The sequence below is a fragment of the Pedobacter sp. Leaf41 genome, assembly GCF_001422545.1.
Taxonomy (GTDB): domain Bacteria; phylum Bacteroidota; class Bacteroidia; order Sphingobacteriales; family Sphingobacteriaceae; genus Pedobacter.
Genome location: NZ_LMLE01000001.1, coordinates 646553 through 670145, shown reverse-complemented (window position 1 = coordinate 670145; position 23593 = coordinate 646553). Strand labels below are relative to the sequence as shown.

Genomic DNA, 23593 nt, shown 5'->3' with positions numbered 1-23593 from the left:
GCAAGCGGTTGATTGCACCGATTTTTAGTTGATTACACTGATGATAAAAAATACTTAAGCAGATAAATACAACTGAAAATCAGAATGATAAGCTTACTGAGATTATAATTGGTTGTTGCTTTCAAAAACACAATGAGCTCGGGCATGGTTTTCTTGAAAAAATCTATGCAAATGCTTTAAAAATAAAACTGAACCAAGCTGGATTGTTATTTCAAGCAGAAAAAGAATTTGATGTAATCTTTCAAGATGTCAATATTGGAAAATTTAGGTGCGATCTTTTTGTTGAAAATCAAGTGATTGTAGAATTAAAATCAGTTACAGGATTTCAACCTAAGTTATTTCAAAGTCAACTTTTATCATATTTAAAAGCCAGCAAAGTTAAAACAGGTTTATTAATTAACTTTGGCAATACCAGCTGTGAAATAAAAAGACTCTCTGTTTAACACTTAAATTATAAAACTCAAAATCTTTTATCAGTTGTAATGTTATCCACCTTTATCAGTGGAATCATTTATAATCGGTAACATCAACATTATATGAATACCAAAATAGTAAAAAGTAAAACCGCAATTAAACAACCCAAAATAAATGTAATTACTTTGGGTTGCTCTAAGAATATATACGATTCGGAAGTATTGATGGGGCAGCTGCGTGGCAATAACTTAAACGTTGTTCACGAGTCTGATAAGATGGGGAAAGATGATATTGTAGTAATCAATACCTGCGGTTTTATTGATAATGCTAAACAAGAATCTATTGATACCATTCTCCAGTTCAGCGAACTAAAGGAAGCAGGGAAAATTGGAAAAGTGGTAGTAACAGGATGTTTATCAGAACGTTACAAACCAGAACTAGAATCGGAAATTACCAACGTGGATGCTTTTTTTGGCACCAACGATTTACAAAATATACTTCACGAGTTAGGCGCAAACTACAAACATGAACTTATTGGCGAACGTTTATTGACCACGCCATCTCACTTTGCCTATTTCAAAATAGCCGAAGGCTGTAACCGTCCTTGTTCATTTTGTGCTATTCCGCTGATGCGTGGAAAACACATGAGTAAACCGATGGAAGAGTTGGTTAACGAAGCCAAAATTCTAGCTAAAAACGGCACCAAAGAGTTGATTCTAATTGCACAGGATTTAACTTACTACGGCTTGGATTTGTATGGCGTTAGAAAGTTGGATGAACTTATGCGTCGTTTATCTGATGTTCCTGGTATTGAATGGATTCGTTTACAATACGCCTACCCTTCTGGTTTCCCTATGGAAATTTTGGATGCCATGAATGAGCGTGATAATATTTGCAAATATCTGGATATGCCGCTTCAACACATTACAGATAATATGTTGAAATCAATGCGTCGTGGTACAACGAAACAGAAAACAATTGATTTGGTAAATCAAATTAGAGATAAGGTGCCTAATATTGCGATGAGAACTACTTTAATTTGTGGGTATCCGGGCGAAACAGAACACGATTTTGAGGAAATGAAACAGTGGGTTGAAGAAACCAAGTTTGATCGTTTAGGTTGTTTTACCTATTCTCATGAAGAGAAAACTCATGCGCACACCCTAGTTGATGATGTTGCTGATGAAGTTAAACAACAACGTGTAGATGAGATCATGGAAATTCAACAAGGCATTTCATTTGATATTAACCAGGAAAAAGTTGGGCATACTTTCAAAGTTTTGGTTGATAAAAAGGAGGGCGATTTCTTTGTTGGAAGAACAGAATTCGATTCACCAGAAGTGGATAATGAAGTTTTAATCGACGCTGCTACAGGTTATGCAGCAAATGGCAGTTTTGTAAACGTTAAAATAGACAGAGCTGAAGATTTCGATTTGTACGGAACAATAGTTTAAAAGAGTTATAAAAATAAAAAAAGCCTCGGTTTGAAATACTTTCAACCGAGGCTTTTTGCTATTCATTATTTTAGTTCTTTTTTTCTACTCTGGTTTTGATTTGACTTGGTTTTAACCAAATTTTCGCACCTTTTGAGTTTACGTAATACTTTTCGTTTTTAGCATTGATGTAAACATCAGAACCATCTGGTGCCATTTTGCCTTTCCAGGTTTTATCTGCTACTTTCGAGCCGCCTTTCACCGCAACTTCGGCAGTTTTATTACCAACCGATTTTGCACCTTTTCCAATGGCTTTTCCGGTTTTATCTAGTGCTTTACCAACATCTGTTTTTTTCTCTTGTGCATTAACACTTAAGCTTACACCGCCAAATAATGCGAGTGTTAATAATCCTATTGCAAATTTCTTTTTCATGACAGTTATTTTTATTTAGTGTAGAACGCGATAACAGCCAATTTGTTTTAAATAGGATTACTATAAAATGTTAAATAAACCTTATTGAAGTGATATCCTTTTTGGCCCAAAAATTTTAATCCCAGCAGTACCACGAACAAAAAGATAAAACGAAAAGAAGGACTGCAGTAACCGATTAACAGTTCATTGCTTTACAGCTATTAATTGATTTTCTCGGCAAGTAACTTCATCTCCATTTGAGGCGATCGGTTTTCATATAAAATATTGTGAACGGCTTTACTAATTGGCATATCTACATTAAATTCAAGGTTTTTAATGTGCATACATTTGGCCGCGTAATAGCCCTCAGCAATCATATTCATTTCTAGCTGCGCTGATTTTACGGTATAACCCTTGCCAACCATGTTGCCAAAAGTACGGTTGCGGCTAAATTGAGAATAAGCCGTAACCAATAAATCGCCTAAATAGGCAGATTCCATAATATCGCGATTGATGGGGTGAACAGCGTCAACAAAACGTTTTATCTCTCTAATGGCATTGCTAATTAATACCGCCTGGAAGTTATCCCCGTAACCTATACCGTGACAAATTCCACTTGCTACAGCATAAATATTTTTTAAAACAGCTGCATATTCCGTCCCGAAAATATCGTCAGAAACGTTGGTTTTGATGTAATGGGTATTTAATAATGATGCAAAACCTGAAGCTTTTTCAATATCTGTACAGGCAATAGTGAGGTACGATAGTTTTTCAAAAGCAACCTCTTCGGCATGGCAAGGGCCGCTTACCACCAAAATATCATGATATGGAATGGCGTAGCGCTCATGTAAAAACTCTCCAATAATCAAGTTATCTTCTGGTACTATACCTTTAATCGCAGAAACAATTTTCTTCCCTTTTAGATCGTCACTAGTAATTGCCGAAAGCGTTTCCTTTATGAAGGCGGCAGGTACGTTTAGGATCACAAAGTCAGCAGCACTAATAATTTCTTTTACGTTTGAAGACAAGTTATCATCTGCCAATTTTATTTCAACAGAACTTAGATAATGTGGGTTATGCTTAAACTTTTTAATGTGATCAATAGCCACTTCATTGCGCATCCACCAATAAATTTCTTTTTCGGATAAATTATCAGAAAGCATTTTAACAATGGCAGTCGCCCAGCTCCCGCCCCCTATCATCGCTATTTTAGGTACCATGTTTATAAAAAAGGTTTTAAGGTAAAAGGTGTAAGGTAAAAGGTGTAAGACTTAAGGTATAGACTTGATGTCTATAAACCTTAAACCTTACACCCCTAACCCTGGTTTACACCTTAAACGGTTGTGCAAGTTACTATTTCTTGCAATGAATTATAAACTACTTCTTGCCGTCTTTGTTAAACAGCTGATCCTTAGCCGTTTTTTCTACAACCATACCGTCTTTTAACTTATTTTGGATTGCTGAATAAGGACCTGTTACAATTTCCTGACCAGCTTTTACACCCGATTTAACGATGATAAACTGATCATTCTGGATCCCTGTATTCACTTCAACTTTTTTTACCTTCTTTGTTTTGGAATCAAAAGTATATACGAATTGTTTTATTTTCTTATCGGTTAATTTCGACTTCTGCTTATCGGTATTTTCCTGATTCCCGCTATTTTTGTCGCCTTCGCCTGCCTTACCACTTTCGGTAAATACGGCCTGAATTGGAACAGCTAAACCATTAACGGTTTCACTTTCAATATCAACAGTTGCCGACATTCCCGGACGGAAAATAGATTGTTGTTTGCCTTCCATTACTTCTGTAATTCTGATTTTTACAGAGAAGTTAGTTACCTGATCTACTGAAGTGGAAGTAGTTGTTCCAACTGCTGTTGATGAACTTGCAATTTCTGTTACTACACCTCTAAATTTTTTATCAGCAAAAGCATCAACCTCAATAGAAGCTTTATCGCCCACTTTAACACGGGTAATATCGTTTTCATTTACATCTACATTTACTTCCATTGATGAAAGATTGGAAATACGCATAATTTCGGTACCAGCCATTTGCGAGGTTCCCAAAATACGATCGCCCAATTCGATTGATAGTTTTGAAACTACACCATCTGCCGGAGCATAAATGGTTGTTCTGGCTAAATTGGCACCTGCTTCCTTCACATTTGCACCTGTTTGCTCTAAAGTAAATTTAGCACCAGTTACATTTTCTTTTGCACTGGCTAAGGTTGCTTTTGCTGTTAAATAGGCAGCTTTGGCGGCATCAAATTCTGATGCTGATATCACTTTTTTATTAAACAACTCTACATTACGTTTATACGTAGCTTCGGCATTAACAAAATTAGCTTGATTTTGAGCCAGTTGCTGTTGTGCGGCAGCAACACTTGCTTTCTGAGCGTTATATGAAGCCACTGTACGCTCATAACCTGATTGCAAAATATCTGGACGAACTTTACAAAGTAACTGCCCGGCTTTGACAATATCGCCTTCTTTAACTTTCAGTTCTACCACTTCTCCCGATACCTCAGAACTTAATTTAACTTCGGTTTCTGGTTGAATTTTACCACTTGCAGTTACTGTTTCTACCACAGTTTTATCTGATGCTTTATCTACGGTAACTTTTTCAATTTTTTCGCCACCTATAACGCCAGTTACAGCCAACACGGCTAAAATGGCAAGAATGACACCAATGGTAATTAATATGTGCTTCAGTTTCATAATTGTTTAATGTATTTCGTTTGTTTTATTTTTCACTTCGAGGATGATAACCTAATTTAGTGAATTACAGATTCTTGTGTTTTGTTCTTAGTATTAGATCTTTACTCCTTGATCCTCATTCCTTGCTCTTATCTAAAAAGTAATTTGTTTGCCCAAGTAATAATCAATCACCTTCGCTCTAAATATTAAATCGTATTTCGCCAAGATAAAATCAATTTCTGCTTTGTTTCTATTGGTTTGTGCTGTGCTATAATCTAATGAGTTTACCAAGCCTACATTATAACGTTGATCGATTACATAAAAAGCATCTTTTTGAGCTTGAAATGCATTTTGAGTTGAACTATAACGACTTTTAGCGGCATTTAAATCGGCAACTGCCTGATTAATAACCTTAATTAAATTATTTTTGGCCAAAGTTTCATCAGTTCTACGCTGCTGTAAAGTGATTTTTGCCCGGCGAACATTGGAACGTGTAGAGAATCCATTAAAAATAGGGATTTGAATTCCCATGCTTACAAATTGGCCAAAGTTATCAGATAATTGGTCTGCAAATCTGGAGTTCGGAAACAATGGATTGGCATTAAACTGATAGTAATAAGCAGAACCTAAACCACCACCTAAAGTGATTTGCGGAAAGAAACTACCTCTTGCAACGTCAACTGCTTTTTCAGCTGCTTTTGAATAGTTCAAAGCCAATTTAATGTCAGGAAAGGTTTCCATTGCCTGCTTGTAAATATCGCTTGGAACATAAGCCGTTTTAACATTTTCTATTTCATTAACCATTGGTGGTTGAACTTTAAAAGTCATTGGTGGCTGAATTTCCATCAACTGACCTAAAGTTAAATAAGATATCGTAAGTTGATTCTCCGCATTTGTTAAGTTCAATTCTGCAGTTGCAGCCTGCGATTTTGCCTGAGAAATATCGGCCAGGGTTTTGTTACCTACATCCAATAAAGCCTGCTCACGTTTTAAAGTCGAATTAGCAACCTCTAGTTGTTGTTGCGTGGCTTTTACCTGATCCTGATTATTTAAAACCTGAAGATATGCAGTAACAACCTGCAAAATCAAATCGTTTTTTACTTTATCTACATTGGTTTTTCCAGCATCTAACAAAAATTTATTTTGTTTGATCTGGTTAATTTTTGTTCCCCCACCAAATAAAGTAACGTTCGCATTTAAGTTGGGATTCAAATTATAGTTCTGCGTGTTTTCGAATAAACCCGAAACCTGCTGACTCCTACCCCATTGCATAGATTGATTTACACTTCCATTTAAAGTTGGCAACAATGCATTTTTGGATTGGAGCAAGTTTTCCTCACTCAGCGCCGCACTAAAAGCAGCTTGTTTAATGTTTAAGTTATTTTTCAGCGTATTTTCAACCGCTTGTTCAATGGTGATTACTTCTTGCGCCTTAACATTTTGACCAAAGCTTAGTGCTAATAACAATGCAGATCCGGTAAGTAACTTATTCTTGGTAAACATTTTCATAATTTGTTTCAAATCTATATAAACAACTTTAATAATTTCAATCTGTACAGGCATTTACTAACTTTGGTTGTAAAATGTACCTGATCAAATCGCCGCTTCTGCTAAAATGGTATTATCCATCATTGTTATGGAATAAATCCCGCACCGAAAAAGTTATTTATTTGACCTTTGACGATGGACCTATACCCAATGTTACAGATTTTGTTTTAAAAACTTTGAAAGCTTTTAATGCAAAGGCCACATTTTTCTGTATTGGCGATAATATTGTAAAACATCCCGAAGTTTATGCTCGTGTAATAAATGACGGACATGCCATCGGAAACCATACTTTTAACCATTTAAAAGGATGGAACACCGACGATGAAACCTATATCGAAAATACCCTCAAGTGCCAGGAACTTACCCAAACCAATCTTTTCAGGCCTCCTTATGGAAGGATAAAAAAGTCTCAAGTCAAAAGTCTACAGTCATTAGTTCTCAAAACGCAATCCGACTCAAAACCAAAGACTAAAAACTCTGGACTCAACATCGTCATGTGGGATGTACTCAGCGGTGACTTTGACATTAATCTTTCGCCCGAGAAGTGTTTCCAAAACGTGATCAAACACACCGAAAATGGTTCGATAGTGGTGTTTCATGATAGTTTGAAAGCTTTCGATCGTTTGGAGTTCACATTGCCAAGGGTGTTAAAATATTTTTCGGATAAAGGTTTCACTTTTTCAATGTTGTAGCTTTTAGCCAAACCTGTGCCATAGAAAATTAGCGTCGTTAGTGCCACGGTAAGGTTATAATATCATGAGTGCATTTTAAGATACGTTCGTAAATGAACATTAATGTTCGTTTATGGACAGTTATATCACTTATACTTAAAGGCATAAATGAAGGGTTATTTGAATTATCTTTTGAGCTAAATGAACAAATAATTACTACGTTTTCATGACTTCATTTTCAATCATTTACATTAATTTAGAACAATTCCAAATTACTTAATAGCCTGCCCGAATTATATTTAAGGGTTGATTTTTGCTATTTTTGTTTTGACCAAAATATTGAGCTTAATTGGCTCAATAACACAAATTAATTTACAAAAATATATTCTTTTTCACACGACAGGAAATAAGCATTTTCGCTACCTGAACCTACAAGAAAGAGAATAAAATATCTAAGATGAGTATTTATAACGATTATATCCAGGAGATTGAAGACAGAAAAGCTCAAGGTCTTCACCCTAAACCTATTGATGGCGCTGAGCTGCTGAGTGAAATCATCACGCAAATTAAAAATGTAAATAATTTTAACAGAGAAGAAGCTGTTAATTTTTTCATCTACAATACTTTGCCCGGAACCACTGGCGCAGCAGTTGTAAAAGCACAGTTTTTAAAAGAAATAATTTTAGGTGAAGCGGTAGTTGCAGAAATTACTCCAGATTTTGCTTTCGAACTGCTATCTCACATGAAAGGCGGTCCTTCCATCAAAGTTTTATTAGATATCGCCTTGGCGGATAATGGCGATAAAGCCCATAAAGCTGCTAATGTGCTTAAAACACAGGTTTTCTTATATGATGCAGATACAGATCGATTAAAAGAGGCTTATCATAATGGAAATGAAATCGCTAAAGAGATTTTGGAAAGCTATGCACAAGCTGAGTTTTTCACAAAACTCCCTGAGGTAGCCGAAGAAATTAAAGTAGTAACTTTTATTGCTGGTATTGGCGACATTTCTACAGATTTATTATCTCCAGGAAATCAGGCACACTCCCGCTCTGACCGAGAATTACATGGAAAGTGCATGATTACGCCAGAAGCTCAGGAAGAAATTCAAGCTTTGCAGGCACAGCATGCGGATAAAAGTGTGATGTTGGTTGCTGAAAAAGGTACGATGGGTGTGGGTTCTTCTCGCATGTCGGGGGTAAACAATGTAGCACTTTGGACAGGTAAAAAATCTAGTCCTTACATTCCATTTGTAAACATTGCACCTATTGTTGGTGGTACTAATGGCATTTCCCCAATTTTCCTTACCACAGTTGATGTAACAGGTGGTATTGGTATCGACCTTAAAAATTGGGTAAAAAAGATTGATGAAAATGGCAACGTGATCCGCAATGAAAACGATGAGCCTATCTTAGAACAGGTTTATTCTATTGAAACAGGCACTGTACTGACGATCAATACCAGAACAAAAAAATTATATAACGGCGAATTTGAATTAATTGATATTTCAAAAGCGCTAACTCCGCAAAAAATGGAGTTTATCAAAGCTGGTGGTTCATACGCTATTGTATTTGGTAAAAAAATCCAAACTTTCGCCGCTAAAATTTTGGGTATTGAAGCTCCAATTGTTTTTGCCCCAGCTAAAGAAGTTTCCATTGCAGGCCAAGGTTTAACTGCTGTAGAGAAAATCTTCAACAGAAATGCCGTAGGTTTAACTCAAGGTAAAATTTTACACGCTGGCTCTGATGTTCGTGTGGAAGTAAACATCGTTGGTTCTCAGGATACCACCGGTTTGATGACCGCCCAGGAGTTAGAAGCAATGGCTGCCACTGTTATATCACCAATTGTTGATGGCGCTTACCAATCGGGTTGCCATACGGCATCTGTGTGGGATAAGAAAGCGCAAGCCAACATTCCTAAATTGATGAAATTTATGAATGAGTTTGGTGTAATAACCGCCCGCGACCCAAAAGGTGAATACCATGCAATGACTGATGTGATTCATAAAGTACTGAATGACATTACCATTGACGAATGGGCAATCATTATTGGTGGCGATTCGCACACCCGTATGTCTAAAGGCGTGGCTTTCGGTGCCGATTCTGGTACTGTGGCATTAGCGCTGGCAACTGGTGAAGCTTCGATGCCAATTCCTGAATCGGTTAAAGTAACTTTCAAAGGCGCCATGAAAGCGCACATGGATTTCCGTGATGTGGTGCATGCGACTCAATTACAAATGTTGCAGCAATTTGATGGCGAAAATGTATTCCAGGGCCGTATTATTGAAGTTCACATTGGAACTTTATTAGCCGATCAGGCTTTTACATTTACCGATTGGACAGCAGAGATGAAAGCAAAAGCATCTATCTGCATTTCGCAGGATGATACTTTAATTCAATCTTTAGAAATTGCCAAAAATCGGATTCAAATCATGATAGACAAAGGTATGGACAACCATAACCAGGTGCTACAAGGTTTAATCAACAAAGCAAACAAACGTATTGAGGAAATAAAAACAGGCATCAAACCGGCTTTAATGCCAGATGATAATGCGAAATATTATGCAGAGGTAATTATTGATCTGGATCTGATTGAAGAGCCAATGATTGCCGATCCGGATGTGAATAATGTTGATGTTTCTAAACGCTACACCCATGATACCATCAGAGATTTAACTTTCTATGGAGGCGATAAAAAGGTAGACCTTGGCTTCGTTGGATCTTGCATGGTTCACAAAGACGATTTGAAAATCGTTTCGCAAATGTTAAGAAATGTAGAGCAAAAAACAGGAACAGTTTCTTTCAAAGCTCCGCTAGTGGTTGCTGCCCCTACTTATAATATCATTGATGAATTAAAAGCGGAAGGCGATTGGGAATACCTACAAAAGTATTCTGGATTTGAATTTAGCGATGCATTGCCGAAAAGTTCAGCCCGTACAGAATATGAAAACATTATGTACTTAGAGCGCCCGGGCTGTAACTTATGTATGGGTAACCAGGAAAAAGCAGCAAAAGGAGATACCGTAATGGCAACTTCAACCCGCTTGTTCCAGGGCCGTGTGGTAGAAGATAGAGATGGCAAAAAAGGCGAATCTTTATTGGCTTCTACCCCTGTAGTCGTTCTTTCTGCAATTTTAGGTCGTATTCCAAGTATCGAAGAATATAAAACTGCAGTTGAAGGTATTAACTTAACCAAGTTTACCCCTGTTTCTACCAAATTATAAGAAACAAAAATCTGCATTTATTGTTATTAAATTAGAGGCTGTCTGACTTATCGGATAGCCTCTTTAATTATGCAAAAACAGCATAGAATGTTTTTAAATTATACTTTTTGACAAATCATAAAAATAAGTCTGTCAAAAAATGTTTAATTTAGTTTGTATTGGAATTGACAATAATTTTAAAAAAATAAAGTATGGCTTTCGACATAGACATGATTAAGAAGGTTTACGCAAATTTCGGCCCGCGTGTAGATGCGGCCCGTAAAATTGTAGGCAGACCTTTAACATTATCAGAAAAAATATTATACGCCCACCTTTGGGATGGCGATCCTAAAAAATCATTTTCTCGTGGAACTGATTATGTAGATTTCGCTCCAGACCGCGTTGCAATGCAAGATGCTACCGCACAAATGGCACTTCTGCAATTTATGCAAGCCGGTCGTCCACAAGTTGCTGTTCCTTCAACGGTTCATTGCGATCACTTAATTACTGCTAAAGAAGGTGCAGCGATAGATCTTCCTCATGCTAGAACAGAAAGTGCTGAAGTTTTTGATTTCTTATCTTCTGTATCCAATAAATATGGTATCGGTTTCTGGAAACCAGGTGCAGGTATTATTCACCAGGTAGTTTTAGAAAATTATGCTTTCCCTGGCGGAATGATGATTGGAACCGACTCACACACCGTTAATGCTGGTGGTTTGGGCATGGTTGCTATTGGTGTTGGCGGTGCCGATGCTTGCGATGTGATGGCGGGTTTACCTTGGGAACTTAAATTTCCTAAATTAATCGGTGTTAAGTTAACCGGTAAATTAAACGGCTGGACCGCAGCAAAAGATGTGATTTTAAAAGTTGCAGGTATCCTAACTGTTAAAGGCGGTACCGGTGCAATTGTAGAATATTTCGGCGATGGTGCAATCAACTTAAGCTGTACAGGTAAAGGTACCATTTGCAATATGGGTGCTGAAATCGGTGCAACCACCTCTACTTTCGGTTACGATGAAAGCATGGAACGTTACTTACGCTCAACTGATCGTAATGAAGTAGCTGACGAAGCCAATAAAATAAAAGAATATTTAACAGGTGATGCTGAAGTATATGCTGACCCTGAAAACTATTTCGATCAGGTTATCGAAATTGATTTAGATACATTAGAACCCTACTTAAACGGTCCGTTTACGCCAGATTTGGCTACTCCGGTTTCGCAGATGAAAGTAGAGGCTGAGAAAAACGGATGGCCTTTGAAAGTGGAATGGGGCTTAATTGGTTCTTGTACCAATTCTTCCTACGAAGATTTGTCAAGAGCTGCATCCATCGCTAACCAGGCTATTTCAAAAGGTTTGGTAACGAAAGCTGATTTTGGCATCAATCCTGGTTCTGAGCAGGTACGTTACACGGCCGATCGGGACGGTTATTTAAAAACCTTCGAGGATTTAGACGCCACAATTTTTACGAATGCCTGTGGCCCTTGTATTGGAATGTGGGATAGAACTGGTGCAGAAAAGGCAGAGAAAAACACGATCGTTCACTCGTTTAACAGAAATTTTGCAAAACGTGCCGATGGTAACCCCAACACTTATGCCTTTGTTGCATCGCCAGAAATGGTTGCTGCCATTGCAATTGCAGGTGATTTAGGTTTTAACCCATTAACAGATACGCTGACAAATGATAAAGGTGAACAAGTTAAATTAGACCCTCCTACCGGCTTTGAATTACCTACTAAAGGTTTTGCGGTTGAAGATGCAGGTTATCAGGCGCCAGCAGAAGATGGTTCAAAGGTAGAAGTTTTAGTTTCTCCAACCTCTCACCGCTTGCAATTGCTTGATCCATTTACACCTTGGGAAGGCACAGATTTAAAAGGCTTAAAACTTTTAATCAAGGCTAAAGGAAAATGTACAACAGATCATATTTCCATGGCTGGTCCCTGGTTAAAATTCCGCGGTCACTTAGATAACATTTCTAACAACATGTTAATCGGTGCGGTGAATTACTTCAACGATAAAACGGACAGTGTTAAAAATGAATTGACAGGAGAATATGGTCCTGTTCCGGCAACACAACGCGATTACAAAGCGGCAGGTTTCGGATCTATCGTTATTGGTGATGAAAATTATGGCGAAGGCTCTTCACGTGAGCATGCTGCTATGGAACCCCGTCATCTTGGAGTTCGTGCAGTTTTGGTAAAATCTTTTGCCCGTATCCACGAAACCAATCTGAAAAAGCAGGGAATGTTAGGTTTAACTTTTGCTGATAAAGACGATTACGACAAAATTTTAGAAGGCGATACTATCGATATTTTAGGGTTAACAGAGTTTGCTCCAGATAAGCCGCTCACTTTGGTTTTACACCATGCAGATGGAACTGAGGAATCTTTCCCAGTTAACCACAGTTATAATGCACAGCAAATCGACTGGTTTAAAGCGGGTGGTGCGTTAAATATCATTAGAGCTGAAGCCGCAGCGAAAGCTGGACTTTAAAAAGAACAATGATAAAGGAGCAAAGAATAAATATAGGTTCTGTAACTATAGATCTTTGCTCCTTTATCTTTGAAAAGCAATTGCAGTAAATCTTAGGTTAGCTTCGGTCCCGCTAACGCTACAAGCCCCGAAGAAAATCGGGAGCTTTTCGCGGATATCGGATTTACTTACTTAGACGGCTGCGAGAAGACCTACTCAAATTCATGACCGCAATCAAGGCATCGGATCACTTCTATTTTCGGTAACCGATAATTAAATATTCCGAATAGGTTAAATTTATTATACCTTTTTTCTGATCGGTGAAGATTTTTAGATCCGCATTTTGGACAAATGACTGGCTCTTCAGCCATGGGTTTTTCTGCAACTTGGTTATCAAGATCTTCAAGTTGGTGATCTTCTAACAACAGCTTATTAATCGCTTCAACGTCCCTTTCAAAAACGATAAGCTTAATACCTCCTATGGCCTGGTTGTAGAGCGGGTTTATCGTGGCCACATTTTCATCGGCAAGGAAACACGCAAAACCAGAATCTTCTAATCTAGCCCTGATAATGTTGGCTTCCATTGGATCGTAGTAAGTGCTATAAACTATGGTCTTGTCGTTCATGTGTTCAAGTTAATCATATTCCCCGCAGATTTAAAAAAGATAAGACGCAGTTCTCTCCGATCTTTTGAATCTGCGTTTCTTATCTGCGAAGATCTGCGGGAAAACAGCCTTAGTTTTTCAAAAATTCCTGCCACCAATAACCCGAATATTTGATGGTGCGTTTCAATGTTTTAAAATCAGTGTGAACAAGTCCAAACCTGGCGTTGAAGCCTTCAGCCCATTCAAAATTGTCCATCAACGTCCAGGCCATATAACCCGTGATGTTAATTCCATCTCTTTTTGCCTTAAGTAAAGCCTCCAGATAAATCTTAAAATATTCAATCCGCTCCGCATCTACAATATTGCCATTGTCTACCTTATCATGGTAGGCGGCTCCATTTTCGGTAATCATCAAATTCTTAATGTTTGGATAAGCAGCGAACTGCATTATAATATTGTAAAAACTGTTGGCATTAATTTCCCAGCCCATTGCGGTGTGAGGTTTTTTACGGCTTTTGGCTTTTACCTCCCAGGCTTGAATTACCGGAATAAATGCATTGTATTTAATTGTTAGTGGAAAATAGTTCTGCAAACCAATAAAATCAAAGTCAAATTTCATCCTGTCTTGCAAACGCCAGCTTCCATATTCCATTTGAAATTTCTCCAAAACTTCCCAATCTCCAGTTGGAAAGCCCAAACCTTGTGCCGGCTCTACAAAAAGTCTATTCATCAAACAATCTACACGCTTAGCAGCCAATAAATCGTTATCGCTTTGCGTGTGCGGAATAATTTCAGAACAAGAATACGTAGTCCCGATATTGGCATTCCTGACCTCTGCCCTCAGAATTTTCCCACCATCTGCCTGTGCTAGAGCAGTATGTAAAACGGCTGGAAAAAAATTGCTCAATCCAGTTTTTCCTGGCGCATGGATGCCTAGCATGTATCCCAGTGAAGTGTAACCAAAAGGTTCATTCAACACAATCCAGTTTTTGACTTTGTCGCCATATTCGAGCGCACAAATACTTACAAATGCATTGAAGGCTGCATTGATACTGAAACTGGTCCATCCACCTTCATCTTCCAATGCCTGAGGCAAATCCCAGTGATAAAGCGTGATATAAGGCGTAATTCCATGGGTTAAACATTCATCTATTGCCTGATGGTAAAAGCGTAATCCCTCTTGGTTAACCTCTCCTCTGCCAGCAGGTAAAATCCTCGACCATGCAATGGAAAACCTGAATATCTTAAACCCCAACAACTTCACTAAAGCAATGTCTTCCTGATAACGATGATAAAAATCGCAGGCAACATTCATTTTATGTCCACTTTTAATTTTTCCATTTCGATTGGAAAAGTTATCCCAAATGGACGGCCCCTTACCATAAGAACTGGAAGCACCTTCAATTTGTGGTGCGGCTGTAGCTACTCCCCATAGAAAGTCTGATCCAAAATCACTTGCTTTAATCATAGTCTTATCTTACCGCCTCAAGTTGCAACTTTAATATTAACAAAACATTAACTTACATTACAGCACAAAAAGAAAACATTTTTTAATAGTTTTACTGATGCGCTTTTCATTAATTCTCTTTTTATTTTTAATATTTTGCTCAAAACTTTGGGCAAATTTTTCTCCGCCAATAAATGATGAACTAACAAATGCGATAAACATCCCGAACACTACCGGATTCTGTAGCGTTGATGCGGCATATAGTAACATTGAAGCCACCGCATCGACTATCTATAATAAACCTACAAGTTGGGTAGCAACCGGAAAAGATGTTTGGTTTAAGTTTACCGCTACAAAATACGATGTCAATATTTCAGTAAGTGGCCTGGTTAATTCGAGCAGTACCAATACTTTGATAAGTCCCTTAATTGCGTTGTATGCTTTTGATCCTTCTACAACAAGAATTAGTGAGATGATTGGTACTTCTACTACTTCTGCCAATGTTACTACCTATTATAAGGGAGCACTGGAGCTCGGACAAATTTATTATGTACGTGTTAGTGCAGAAAATGATCAGGTGGGAAGTTTCAAACTGTGCTTAGATAATTATTTTCCTCCCTTAAAACCGGGGCAAGATTGCGGTACAGTTTCAATTTTGTGTTCAAAAGAAACCTTTACACAATTAAATGTTACAGGCACAGGTTCGAATAGAAATGAATCTGCAGGTACATGCTTAGGAACAGAATCGAATTCGGCCTGGTATATGTTTAAGGCTTCCAAAGCGGGATCTTTTACTTTTGTAATTACGCCAACTGTAACTACCAATGATATTGATTGGATATTTTACGATCTAGGGCTAAATGGAGATTGTAGCATGGTAAATGCATCAAATGCCATTCGTTGCGCTGCCGGCAGCGGGGTTCAATGTACGCCTACATACTATAAAACTGGGCTAAGTATGACGGAAACCGACTTAACAGAAGCTTCTGGTTGTCCGGCTGGACAAAATGGTTTTGTTAAATATGTGGATTTGGTTGAAGGGCATACCTATGCTATTTTGATTGATAATTTTTCTAGCGGAAACAATGGCTTCACCTTAGAATTTGGGGGCGATGCAGATTTAGCAGGACCAAGTGCTGAAATAGCTGTAGAGAAGTTAAATCCATGTACAGATAGCCAGGCTTATGTATTTGAAAGTATTGCCACTAATTATGCAGAATTAAAATGGTCATTTGGTGAAGGCGCAAGTCTATCAACAGCGGATGGCATTGGCCCATACACCATCACCTACAACACGCCAGGAGAAAAAGTTGTTGTGCTCGAAGCCAAAGGAAGCAATGGGTGTAGTGTGATAACCACCAAAAATTTCATTGTTGCCAAAACGCCAGACAAACCCACTATCACTGCATCTGATATGACCTTATGCCAAGGTGATGTTCTTCAACTTTCAACACCGCTTCTGAGCCTTGCCACTTATCACTGGAGCGGACCAAATGGCTTCACTTCTACTGAACGAAACCCGGCGATAACGAACGTTGGGCCTGAACACATAGGAATTTATAAATTATTCGTACAGGTTGGAGACTGCACTAGCGAAGAAAATTCACTGGAAATTCTTTCCGTTGATTTGAAACCAGAGGCGGCCTTCTCTATTGTAGTAAATAACAAATGTGAAGCGAATCAGCGTTTTTCGTTTGTTAATGCATCTAAAAATTATACCAAGATTAAATGGGATTTCGGTTTATCAGTGCGAACAAATACCGATGCTGAAAACAACGGTAAAGTAATCACTTTTGATACGCCAGGACTGAAAACGATTACGTTAACCATTGAAACTGACAACGGCTGCGTAGCTATCGCTACCCAAGAAATCCTGGTAGAGTTGAAGCCTGAAATTCCAAAAATTTCGATCAACAAACCTGCTTTCTGCATAAACGATTTAATAAGACTTTCAGTTCCCCAACAGGAAAACATGAGTTACCTGTGGACAGGACCAGACAATTTTACGGCAACCAACAGTAGCGTGGAAATACCGGTAAATAATTTCAACAAAGCCGGAGAATACAAAATTGTACTCACTTCAGGAACTTGCAGCTCTGATCCTACAAGTATAATTATTCCTCCGATTGCCAGAATTCCAATAGCGGGTTTCTATACCGAGCCTTCTTTTAATGTCAAGTTTTCTGTGCCTGCACCAATCGTTTTTACAAATACCTCTCAATTTGGAGATTATTTTGAGTGGCGCTTTGGTGATGGAACTTTTTCCTCTGAAAAAAGCCCTACACATACCTTCCAAACGGATGGAACTTTTAGGATTACTTTGACGGCATTTTCAAATAATGGTTGTTGGAATTCGATCACTCAAGGCGATTTGATTGTAAGGAAAGAAGCGTCGATATTTACACCAAATGCATTTTCGCCAAACGGTGATGGTGTAAATGATGAGTTTGTAGTAGGTATTACTAATCTAAAAAGGTATAGAATTCAAATTTATAACCGATATGGCAATCAGGTATTTTTTACCGATAATATCTTCGACAATTGGAAAGGAACCTTTAAAAATACCGAACTACCAACAGGTGTTTATTATTATGTGATTCTCGGAACTCATTTAAACAATTCAACCGTTAAATATACAGGATCGGTTACGCTATTGCGATAAATTAATCTAAGCTTAAGCCTATTTGTTTCAATAAAATTGCGGCATTAAAGGTAGAACAAGGTCCCTGTTTCAGTTTATAATCGAACTCCATTTCTCCGTTTATGATTTGAATATCAAAATGGAAGTTTCTCAAAGCAGTAGGATGATCCTCTTTCAAATCGGCCAACTGCAAATCGTGTGTGGCAAATAAGCCTGGCGTTTTTTCTGCAATAAGCTTCTCCACAAAAACCTTCGACCCTAAATACTTGTCCTTGCTATTGGTTCCCCGCAACATTTCATCGATGAGTACAAAGGTATTTTTGTCTTGTTCGATATTCTTTAAAATCATTTTTAAACGATTTAGCTCAGCTTTGAAAGTGGAAGTACTTTCATTTAGGGAATCCTTAATCCTCATATAGGTGTTAATGGAAAAAACAGATAGTTGTAATGACCGGGCACAAACCGGACCACCTGCATAAGCTAAAACCATATTGATGCCGAGCGTTCTAAGAAAAGTACTTTTTCCTGCCATGTTTGATCCGGTTACGATGTCGACCGTCGGCTTTGCTTCAAGGTAGAAATCATTATTAACCCTTCGCTCAACAGCAATTAGCGGGTGTCCAATTTCAGTTCCGCTCAATTGAAAACCTTCATCGATTGAAGGAAAAACCCAGGCTGGCTGGTTATATGCTAAAGTGGCCAACGAGATAATTTCTTCGAAATCACCCAAATGGTTGAGTGCCGAAATAACATCTTTTGAAGAGCTTTGGTACCATTTATCCAGACTGATACAACATTGCAAATCCCAAAGAAATAACCCATTCAAAAAGCCTCCAACAATTAGATTTAGCCTTGCATCAAACTTCTGAATTACTTTTGATAATGTCTTTATTTCTTTACTTATCGGGATCTTTGAGGTAAATAACTGCAGAATATAGCTGCTTTTCCATGGCTGATTTTCGGTCCACTTTATGGCCTCGGCGTAACTGTTTAATAATCCTGAACCGCCACCAAAACTGTAAAAAACCAGATTAATTTTCGAATTTAAAAAGATATTTATGCCTAAGTGAATAAAAACAAAAAGCCCTAAAATATTTCCAGATAAACCACCAATAAAAATGGAGGATAAAACTAAGCCAAAGGTAATATAGGGGGCAACGGCAACATAAACTCGCAGCAATTTTTTACGTACAAAGGCGAGCTGCAGTCCCAAATCTCCTGCCAATTGCGTTTTAATCTGTTCAATTTTTTCAATATTATGACCGTGTAAGTTGGCTCTGAAATCAAATGTTTCTTCAATTTTTTCTTGTACTTCTTTAATGGCTTCTTGTCGGGCCAAAATTTCAGCTTTGGTTGATTTATGAGATAAACGCTCTGCTAACAAATCTTTGCCAGTTTTTGTATAACATCTGTTTACCAAAGAAAATAGCGAGGCACGGCCAAAAATGTCTAAGTCTGATGAAAATGGATGAGATTCAGATTCAAATACCTTCCCATCCTCATAACCATTTGGTTTGCCATTCAGTTGGTTCCATTCGTTTTGATAAACCCACAACAATTGCTTTTGATAGTCAATTTCACGGTCTAATCTTGCCTGTTTCCTTACCACAAATACAAACCCTATCACCGGAAGCAGCAACGCAAATTGGATCAATGTTCTGCTGTTATCATCGGCAGAATTTAACAGTAAAACAAAGAACAATATTTCAGCTAAAAATAGACCTATTCGTACCAGCGAAAGCTGATCGATAAGCTTTTTTGTTGTCTCAATCTTAGTTGTAACTTCATTAATTTTTTGGCTATAGCCAGATATAATTTGTGCTTGTGTTTTTAACATTATCTTTGAATGGCAGAAAATTCTAAAGATAGCAAAATATTAAATGAAGATTACTTTAATCGCCATTGGCAAAACGGAGGATAAGTATTTAATTGAGGGGATTGAAAAATACATCAATAGATTAAAGCACTATATAAACTTTACATTTTTGCCTTTGCCTGATGTGAAAAATGTTAAGAATTTAAGCGAGGCGCAGCAGAAAGCAAAAGAGGCTGAATTGCTGCACAAACAAATTAATAATGGCGAGGTTGTTATTTTATTGGATGAGAAAGGTAAAAAATATTCTTCAATCGAGTTTTCCAATTACCTGAATAAGCAAATGATTGGCAGTGTTCAACATTTAATTTTTATTATTGGAGGCCCGTACGGATTTGACGAAACCATTTACAAGCGGGCAAATGGACTTATTTCTTTATCTGATATGACTTTTTCACATCAAATGATCCGCTTGTTTTTTGTAGAGCAGTTGTATCGGGGATTTAGCATTTTGAAAGGTGAACCCTATCATCACGCCTAACTTGCAAAAGAGAATCGAGAGATAAAATATGGAATTGGGATTCCAAAAACATCATAAAATAAAACGATATGTTAGATAAATATAAACGCAATTACCGGTATAGAAGTAACCAGAGTGGCAACAATAAAGTGCTTTGGATCAGTATTATCATTTCATTAATTATTGTGGTGATCCTTTATTATTTCTTTTAAGCCAAAAAAAACACCAAGCGTTTGCCTGGTGTTTTAGATAACATTTAGAAAAAAAACTAAACGCCTTTTTTACTTGTCATGCTTGCTTTTTTAGCAGGAGCAGATGTTTTTGTAGTTGCTTTCGCACTTCCAGATGCTTTAGTAGCAGTTGATTTTGTCTTCTTATCAGCAGCAACTTTTTCTTCAGCCAATTTAACCTCAGCCGGAGAACCTGGAGTATCCGGTGTATCTTCGTTAAACAAAGGTAAATCTTTCAATAAGTTATACCAAGTGATGATTTTCTTCATATCAGAAGCGTATACTTTTTCCTGATCGTGACCTGGAGCCACTTCCAAAAAGTACGAACGTAAATCACCTTTTAAATCTGGAGTAGATCCTTTTTCAGAAATTTTAGCAAAAATATCAGCCAATTTAATTTCTTCTTCTTCACCATAAACTGTAATATCTTCTAACGAAGCTAACTTAGTATTGGTAATATTGGCTACAACTTTAGTTTTTTGGGCATCCAAACCCTCCAAAATATAACCTACTTTATTTTGTCCAACCAGCTTAAATAAACCTGGTCTGCCAGATACGGCAACAATTCCTCTTAAATTCATATTCTATTTTGTTAAGCGCTTAGCGGTTGGGGTTTAGCGGTTTAAACGCTTATCGCCAAACGCTCAACGCAATTTAATCTTCAATAATTTCGATTCCTAAAATTTTATCTCCCTGGCGGATATCGTCCACAAGGTCAACATTTTCAACTGCTTTACCAAAAACAGTGTGGTTGCGATCTAAGTGTGCAGTATTTGTTCTGCTGTGGCAGATAAAGAATTGAGAACCCCCAGTGTTACGGCCAGCATGTGCCATTGACAGCACACCACGATCGTGGTATTGGTTTTCGCCAGTTAACTCACAATCTATTTTATAACCCGGACCACCTGTACCCGGCATTCCTGTTGCACCATCTTTAGAATTTGGGCAACCTGTTTGAACCATGAAATCAGGAATTACGCGGTGGAAAGTTACACCATCATAGAAACCTTCGTTTGCTAATTTTTTAAAGTTTGCAACTGCTTTCGGAGCATCTTGTTCAAAGAACTCAACAGTCATATTTCCTTTTTCAGTTTTTATTATTGCTTTACTCATATCAATTGTGTGTACTGGTTTTAAATTTTGATCACCTTAAAAACTCCGTGTTTTTAAAAGTAAAGGGCAAAAATAGCAAAATTGTAGAACTCATACAGCATTAAATTTTTCTAAACAGTTTAAATGAGGTATTTTAGTGTTTTACACTCCACCGATTTGAAAAATAAATATTACATCTTACTCATTTGCCTGTTAAGCAGTTTTGTTGCTCATGCCTCATCGTTATTGGTTTATATGGATGAAGATCAAAAAAACCACCTCAAAGCTTACGGCATTGCCTACTGGACCATCAGCAAACAGGTGGAAGTAGATTGGCTATTAAACTATCGTGGCGGAAGTTTTCTGATCAAGTATAATAAAACGGTTGAAGATGAGCTTAAAATCAGGGGCGTTTCTTACGAAGTAGTGTCTGATGCTAAAGTGGTTAATCTTTTAAACGAAATCAGCGATCCATCAGTTAACATGGAGATGGTGAAACTGGAGAAAACACCTAAAATCGCCGTCTATTCTCCTAAAAGTAAATTACCCTGGGATGATGCAGTGACGCTGGTATTAACTTATGCAGAGATACCATACGATGTGATTTACGATGATGATATTTTGCAGGACAAACTGACCAAATACGATTGGCTCCACCTGCATCACGAAGATTTCACTGGACAATACGGTCGCTTCTGGTCTTCATTTCGATATGCCACCTGGTACCAGGAGGATGTAAAAAACCAAGAAGGGTTGGCTAAAAAACTAGGCTTCAAAAAAGTTTCAGAAATGAAACTTTCGGTAGCCAAACACATTAAAGAATATTGTGCCGGCGGCGGCTTTATGTTCGCCATGTGCTCCGGAACGGATAGTTTTGACATCGCCCTAGCTGCCGATGGAGTTGATATTTGCGCCCAAATGTTTGATGGAGATGCTGCAGACCCAAATGCACAATCGAAATTAGACTTTAATAAAAGCCTGGCTTTTCAAAATTTCAAATTGGATAACAACCCGATGAATTACGAATTTTCAGATATTGATGTTACCCAAAACCGATCGCTTAACCAGAGCAATGACTACTTTACTTTATTTGATTTCTCTGCCAAGTGGGATTTGGTTCCAACCATGCTTACCCAAAACCACGATAAGGTAATCAAAGGTTTCATGGGACAGACTACCGCATTTAAAAAATCGGTTGTGAAACCAAGCGTAACTGTTTTAGGGGAAAACAAAGGTGCCGCAGAAGTACGTTATCTTCACGGAGAAATAGGCAAAGGGCAATTTACCTTTTATGGAGGCCATGATCCTGAAGATTACCAGCATGCCGTTGGCGACCCACCTACGGATTTAAATTTACATCCAAATTCTGCAGGTTATCGGTTAATATTAAACAATGTTTTGTTTCCCGCGGCAAAAAAGAAACCCCAAAAAACATAATCTAACAGCTAAGTTTGTCTCCTATCAGCGAATATTCCTGTTCTGTATACAAAATAAAACATTGAGCAAGCGAGCAGTGCTATACAACTTCGAGTGATAAAAATCAAATAAAAACCACTGTTAACCAATTATTTATACTGATTAAGCGATCAGCAACATATAGTTTGGCACAGCTTTTGGCAAGTGGCAGATAATTAACATTGAAAACAAAAATTCTTTTACCTAAAGAAAAAATATCATGAAAAGATTATTATTAAGTGCTTCAGTAGCATTATTAGCAACAGGCGCATTTGCACAAAGTACAATGACTGGTTCTGACGCTAGATTTGGTTTAAAAGCAGGTGTCAATTTATCAAGTTACAGCGGTACTGGCGCAAGAGATTTAGATTACAAAAGCAATGTAGGTTATAACGTTACTGCATTTGGAGATTTCGCAGTTGGTAACAACTTCTTCATTCAACCAGCAGTGTCTTTACAAAATAAAGGTGCAAAATTAGAAAGTGTTGGAACAATTGCAGGAAATACAGTTACTGGTACATTTAAACAAGATGTAATGGCTATTGAAGTTCCTATTAATGCAGTTTTAAGAATTCCAACCGGAGATGCGGGTGCATTCCAAATTAATGCTGGCCCATACATTGGTTTCAATATCTCTGGTAAAAACAAGTTTACAGGTACCTATACCAACAGCGCTATTGCTGGATCTACTTTTTCTGATAGAGATATCGAATTCGGAAGCGATGCTAATGATGATTTAAGTAGTATCGATTTCGGTGCAAACTTTGGTTTGGCTTATCGTTTGAATAGCGGAATTTCAGTTGGTGCTAACTATGGTTTAGGTTTATCAAATCTGGTACCTAAAGATCAAAGATCAAATGACGATAAATTGAGAAACAGAGTGTTAGGATTCTCAGTTGGTTATTCATTCTAAGACAACTCATAGTAACAAAAAAGGCGTCC

General features: G+C 37.7%; 19 protein-coding genes. 10 read left to right on the top strand and 9 right to left on the bottom strand.

Annotated elements, in window-relative coordinates:
- Nucleotides 1-50 precede the first annotated feature (50 nt).
- Together ASE92_RS03015 and rimO are read left to right on the top strand one after the other, a co-directional pair.
- Nucleotides 51-443 carry a GxxExxY protein gene (locus ASE92_RS03015; RefSeq protein ID WP_082454888.1) on the top strand — a complete coding sequence of 131 codons (393 nt, stop codon included), beginning with the start codon at nt 51-53 and terminating at the stop codon, nt 441-443.
- Nucleotides 444-536: 93 nt separating this feature from the next.
- On the top strand, nt 537-1868 hold the full coding sequence (rimO, locus tag ASE92_RS03010; protein WP_056848598.1) for a 30S ribosomal protein S12 methylthiotransferase RimO: 1332 nt from the start codon (nt 537-539) through the stop codon (nt 1866-1868).
- A 70-nt stretch (nt 1869-1938) separates the two neighbouring features.
- Here rimO and ASE92_RS03005 read toward each other — a convergent pair whose 3' ends face one another.
- The 4 genes from ASE92_RS03005 to ASE92_RS02990 all read right to left on the bottom strand — a co-directional run bounded on the left by ASE92_RS03005 (nt 1939) and on the right by ASE92_RS02990 (nt 6519).
- On the bottom strand, nt 1939-2280 hold the full coding sequence (locus ASE92_RS03005; RefSeq protein WP_056848597.1) for a hypothetical protein: 342 nt from the start codon (nt 2278-2280) through the stop codon (nt 1939-1941).
- A gap of 200 nt (nt 2281-2480) precedes the next feature.
- On the bottom strand, nt 2481-3479 hold the full coding sequence (locus ASE92_RS03000; protein WP_056848596.1) for an NAD(P)H-dependent glycerol-3-phosphate dehydrogenase: 999 nt from the start codon (nt 3477-3479) through the stop codon (nt 2481-2483).
- A gap of 157 nt (nt 3480-3636) precedes the next feature.
- Nucleotides 3637-4977, bottom strand: coding sequence for an efflux RND transporter periplasmic adaptor subunit (locus ASE92_RS02995; protein WP_082454886.1), 1341 nt, complete (start codon nt 4975-4977; stop codon nt 3637-3639).
- 132 nt (nt 4978-5109) lie between these two features.
- Nucleotides 5110-6519 carry a TolC family protein gene (locus ASE92_RS02990; RefSeq protein ID WP_235527266.1) on the bottom strand — a complete coding sequence of 470 codons (1410 nt, stop codon included), beginning with the start codon at nt 6517-6519 and terminating at the stop codon, nt 5110-5112.
- Nucleotides 6520-6539: 20 nt separating this feature from the next.
- Between ASE92_RS02990 and ASE92_RS02985 the strand changes: the two genes are divergently transcribed.
- The 3 genes from ASE92_RS02985 to ASE92_RS02975 all read left to right on the top strand — a co-directional run bounded on the left by ASE92_RS02985 (nt 6540) and on the right by ASE92_RS02975 (nt 12869).
- Nucleotides 6540-7196 (top strand): polysaccharide deacetylase family protein, encoded by a 657-nt coding sequence (locus ASE92_RS02985; RefSeq protein ID WP_056848594.1) that lies wholly within the window; start codon nt 6540-6542, stop codon nt 7194-7196.
- Between the two features lie 436 nt (nt 7197-7632).
- Nucleotides 7633-10398, top strand: coding sequence for a bifunctional aconitate hydratase 2/2-methylisocitrate dehydratase (locus ASE92_RS02980; protein WP_056848593.1), 2766 nt, complete (start codon nt 7633-7635; stop codon nt 10396-10398).
- Between the two features lie 191 nt (nt 10399-10589).
- Nucleotides 10590-12869, top strand: coding sequence for an aconitate hydratase (locus ASE92_RS02975; RefSeq protein ID WP_056848592.1), 2280 nt, complete (start codon nt 10590-10592; stop codon nt 12867-12869).
- Between the two features lie 191 nt (nt 12870-13060).
- Here ASE92_RS02975 and ASE92_RS02970 read toward each other — a convergent pair whose 3' ends face one another.
- Complete coding sequence (locus tag ASE92_RS02970; protein ID WP_056848591.1) at nt 13061-13474, bottom strand: putative signal transducing protein; 414 nt, start codon at nt 13472-13474, stop codon at nt 13061-13063.
- Nucleotides 13475-13583: 109 nt separating this feature from the next.
- Nucleotides 13584-14921, bottom strand: coding sequence for a GH1 family beta-glucosidase (locus tag ASE92_RS02965; RefSeq protein ID WP_056848590.1), 1338 nt, complete (start codon nt 14919-14921; stop codon nt 13584-13586).
- Between the two features lie 97 nt (nt 14922-15018).
- Between ASE92_RS02965 and ASE92_RS02960 the strand changes: the two genes are divergently transcribed.
- The gene (locus ASE92_RS02960; protein ID WP_056848589.1) at nt 15019-17562 is read left to right on the top strand and encodes a PKD domain-containing protein; all 2544 of its coding nucleotides are present in this window, start codon (nt 15019-15021) and stop codon (nt 17560-17562) included.
- A gap of 1 nt (nt 17563) precedes the next feature.
- Here ASE92_RS02960 and ASE92_RS02955 read toward each other — a convergent pair whose 3' ends face one another.
- Complete coding sequence (locus tag ASE92_RS02955; protein WP_056848588.1) at nt 17564-19378, bottom strand: hypothetical protein; 1815 nt, start codon at nt 19376-19378, stop codon at nt 17564-17566.
- Between the two features lie 43 nt (nt 19379-19421).
- Between ASE92_RS02955 and rlmH the strand changes: the two genes are divergently transcribed.
- On the top strand, nt 19422-19895 hold the full coding sequence (rlmH, locus tag ASE92_RS02950) for a 23S rRNA (pseudouridine(1915)-N(3))-methyltransferase RlmH (RefSeq protein ID WP_056848587.1): 474 nt from the start codon (nt 19422-19424) through the stop codon (nt 19893-19895).
- Nucleotides 19896-19963: 68 nt separating this feature from the next.
- A complete protein-coding gene (locus ASE92_RS21590; protein ID WP_255352327.1) occupies nt 19964-20086 on the top strand; it encodes a hypothetical protein in 123 nt (40 codons plus the stop codon).
- A 56-nt stretch (nt 20087-20142) separates the two neighbouring features.
- Here ASE92_RS21590 and ASE92_RS02945 read toward each other — a convergent pair whose 3' ends face one another.
- On the bottom strand, nt 20143-20685 hold the full coding sequence (locus ASE92_RS02945) for a DUF5606 domain-containing protein (RefSeq protein ID WP_056848586.1): 543 nt from the start codon (nt 20683-20685) through the stop codon (nt 20143-20145).
- Nucleotides 20686-20758: 73 nt separating this feature from the next.
- Complete coding sequence (locus ASE92_RS02940) at nt 20759-21217, bottom strand: peptidylprolyl isomerase (protein WP_010601314.1); 459 nt, start codon at nt 21215-21217, stop codon at nt 20759-20761.
- 234 nt (nt 21218-21451) lie between these two features.
- On the opposite strand from ASE92_RS02940, the gene ASE92_RS02935 reads away from it, so the two are divergent.
- Both ASE92_RS02935 and ASE92_RS02930 read left to right on the top strand, forming a co-directional pair.
- Nucleotides 21452-22633: a hypothetical protein gene (locus ASE92_RS02935; protein WP_056848585.1), complete on the top strand. Its 1182-nt coding sequence runs from the start codon at nt 21452-21454 to the stop codon at nt 22631-22633.
- A 238-nt stretch (nt 22634-22871) separates the two neighbouring features.
- A complete protein-coding gene (locus ASE92_RS02930) occupies nt 22872-23564 on the top strand; it encodes a porin family protein (RefSeq protein WP_056848584.1) in 693 nt (230 codons plus the stop codon).
- Nucleotides 23565-23593: the final 29 nt, after the last annotated feature.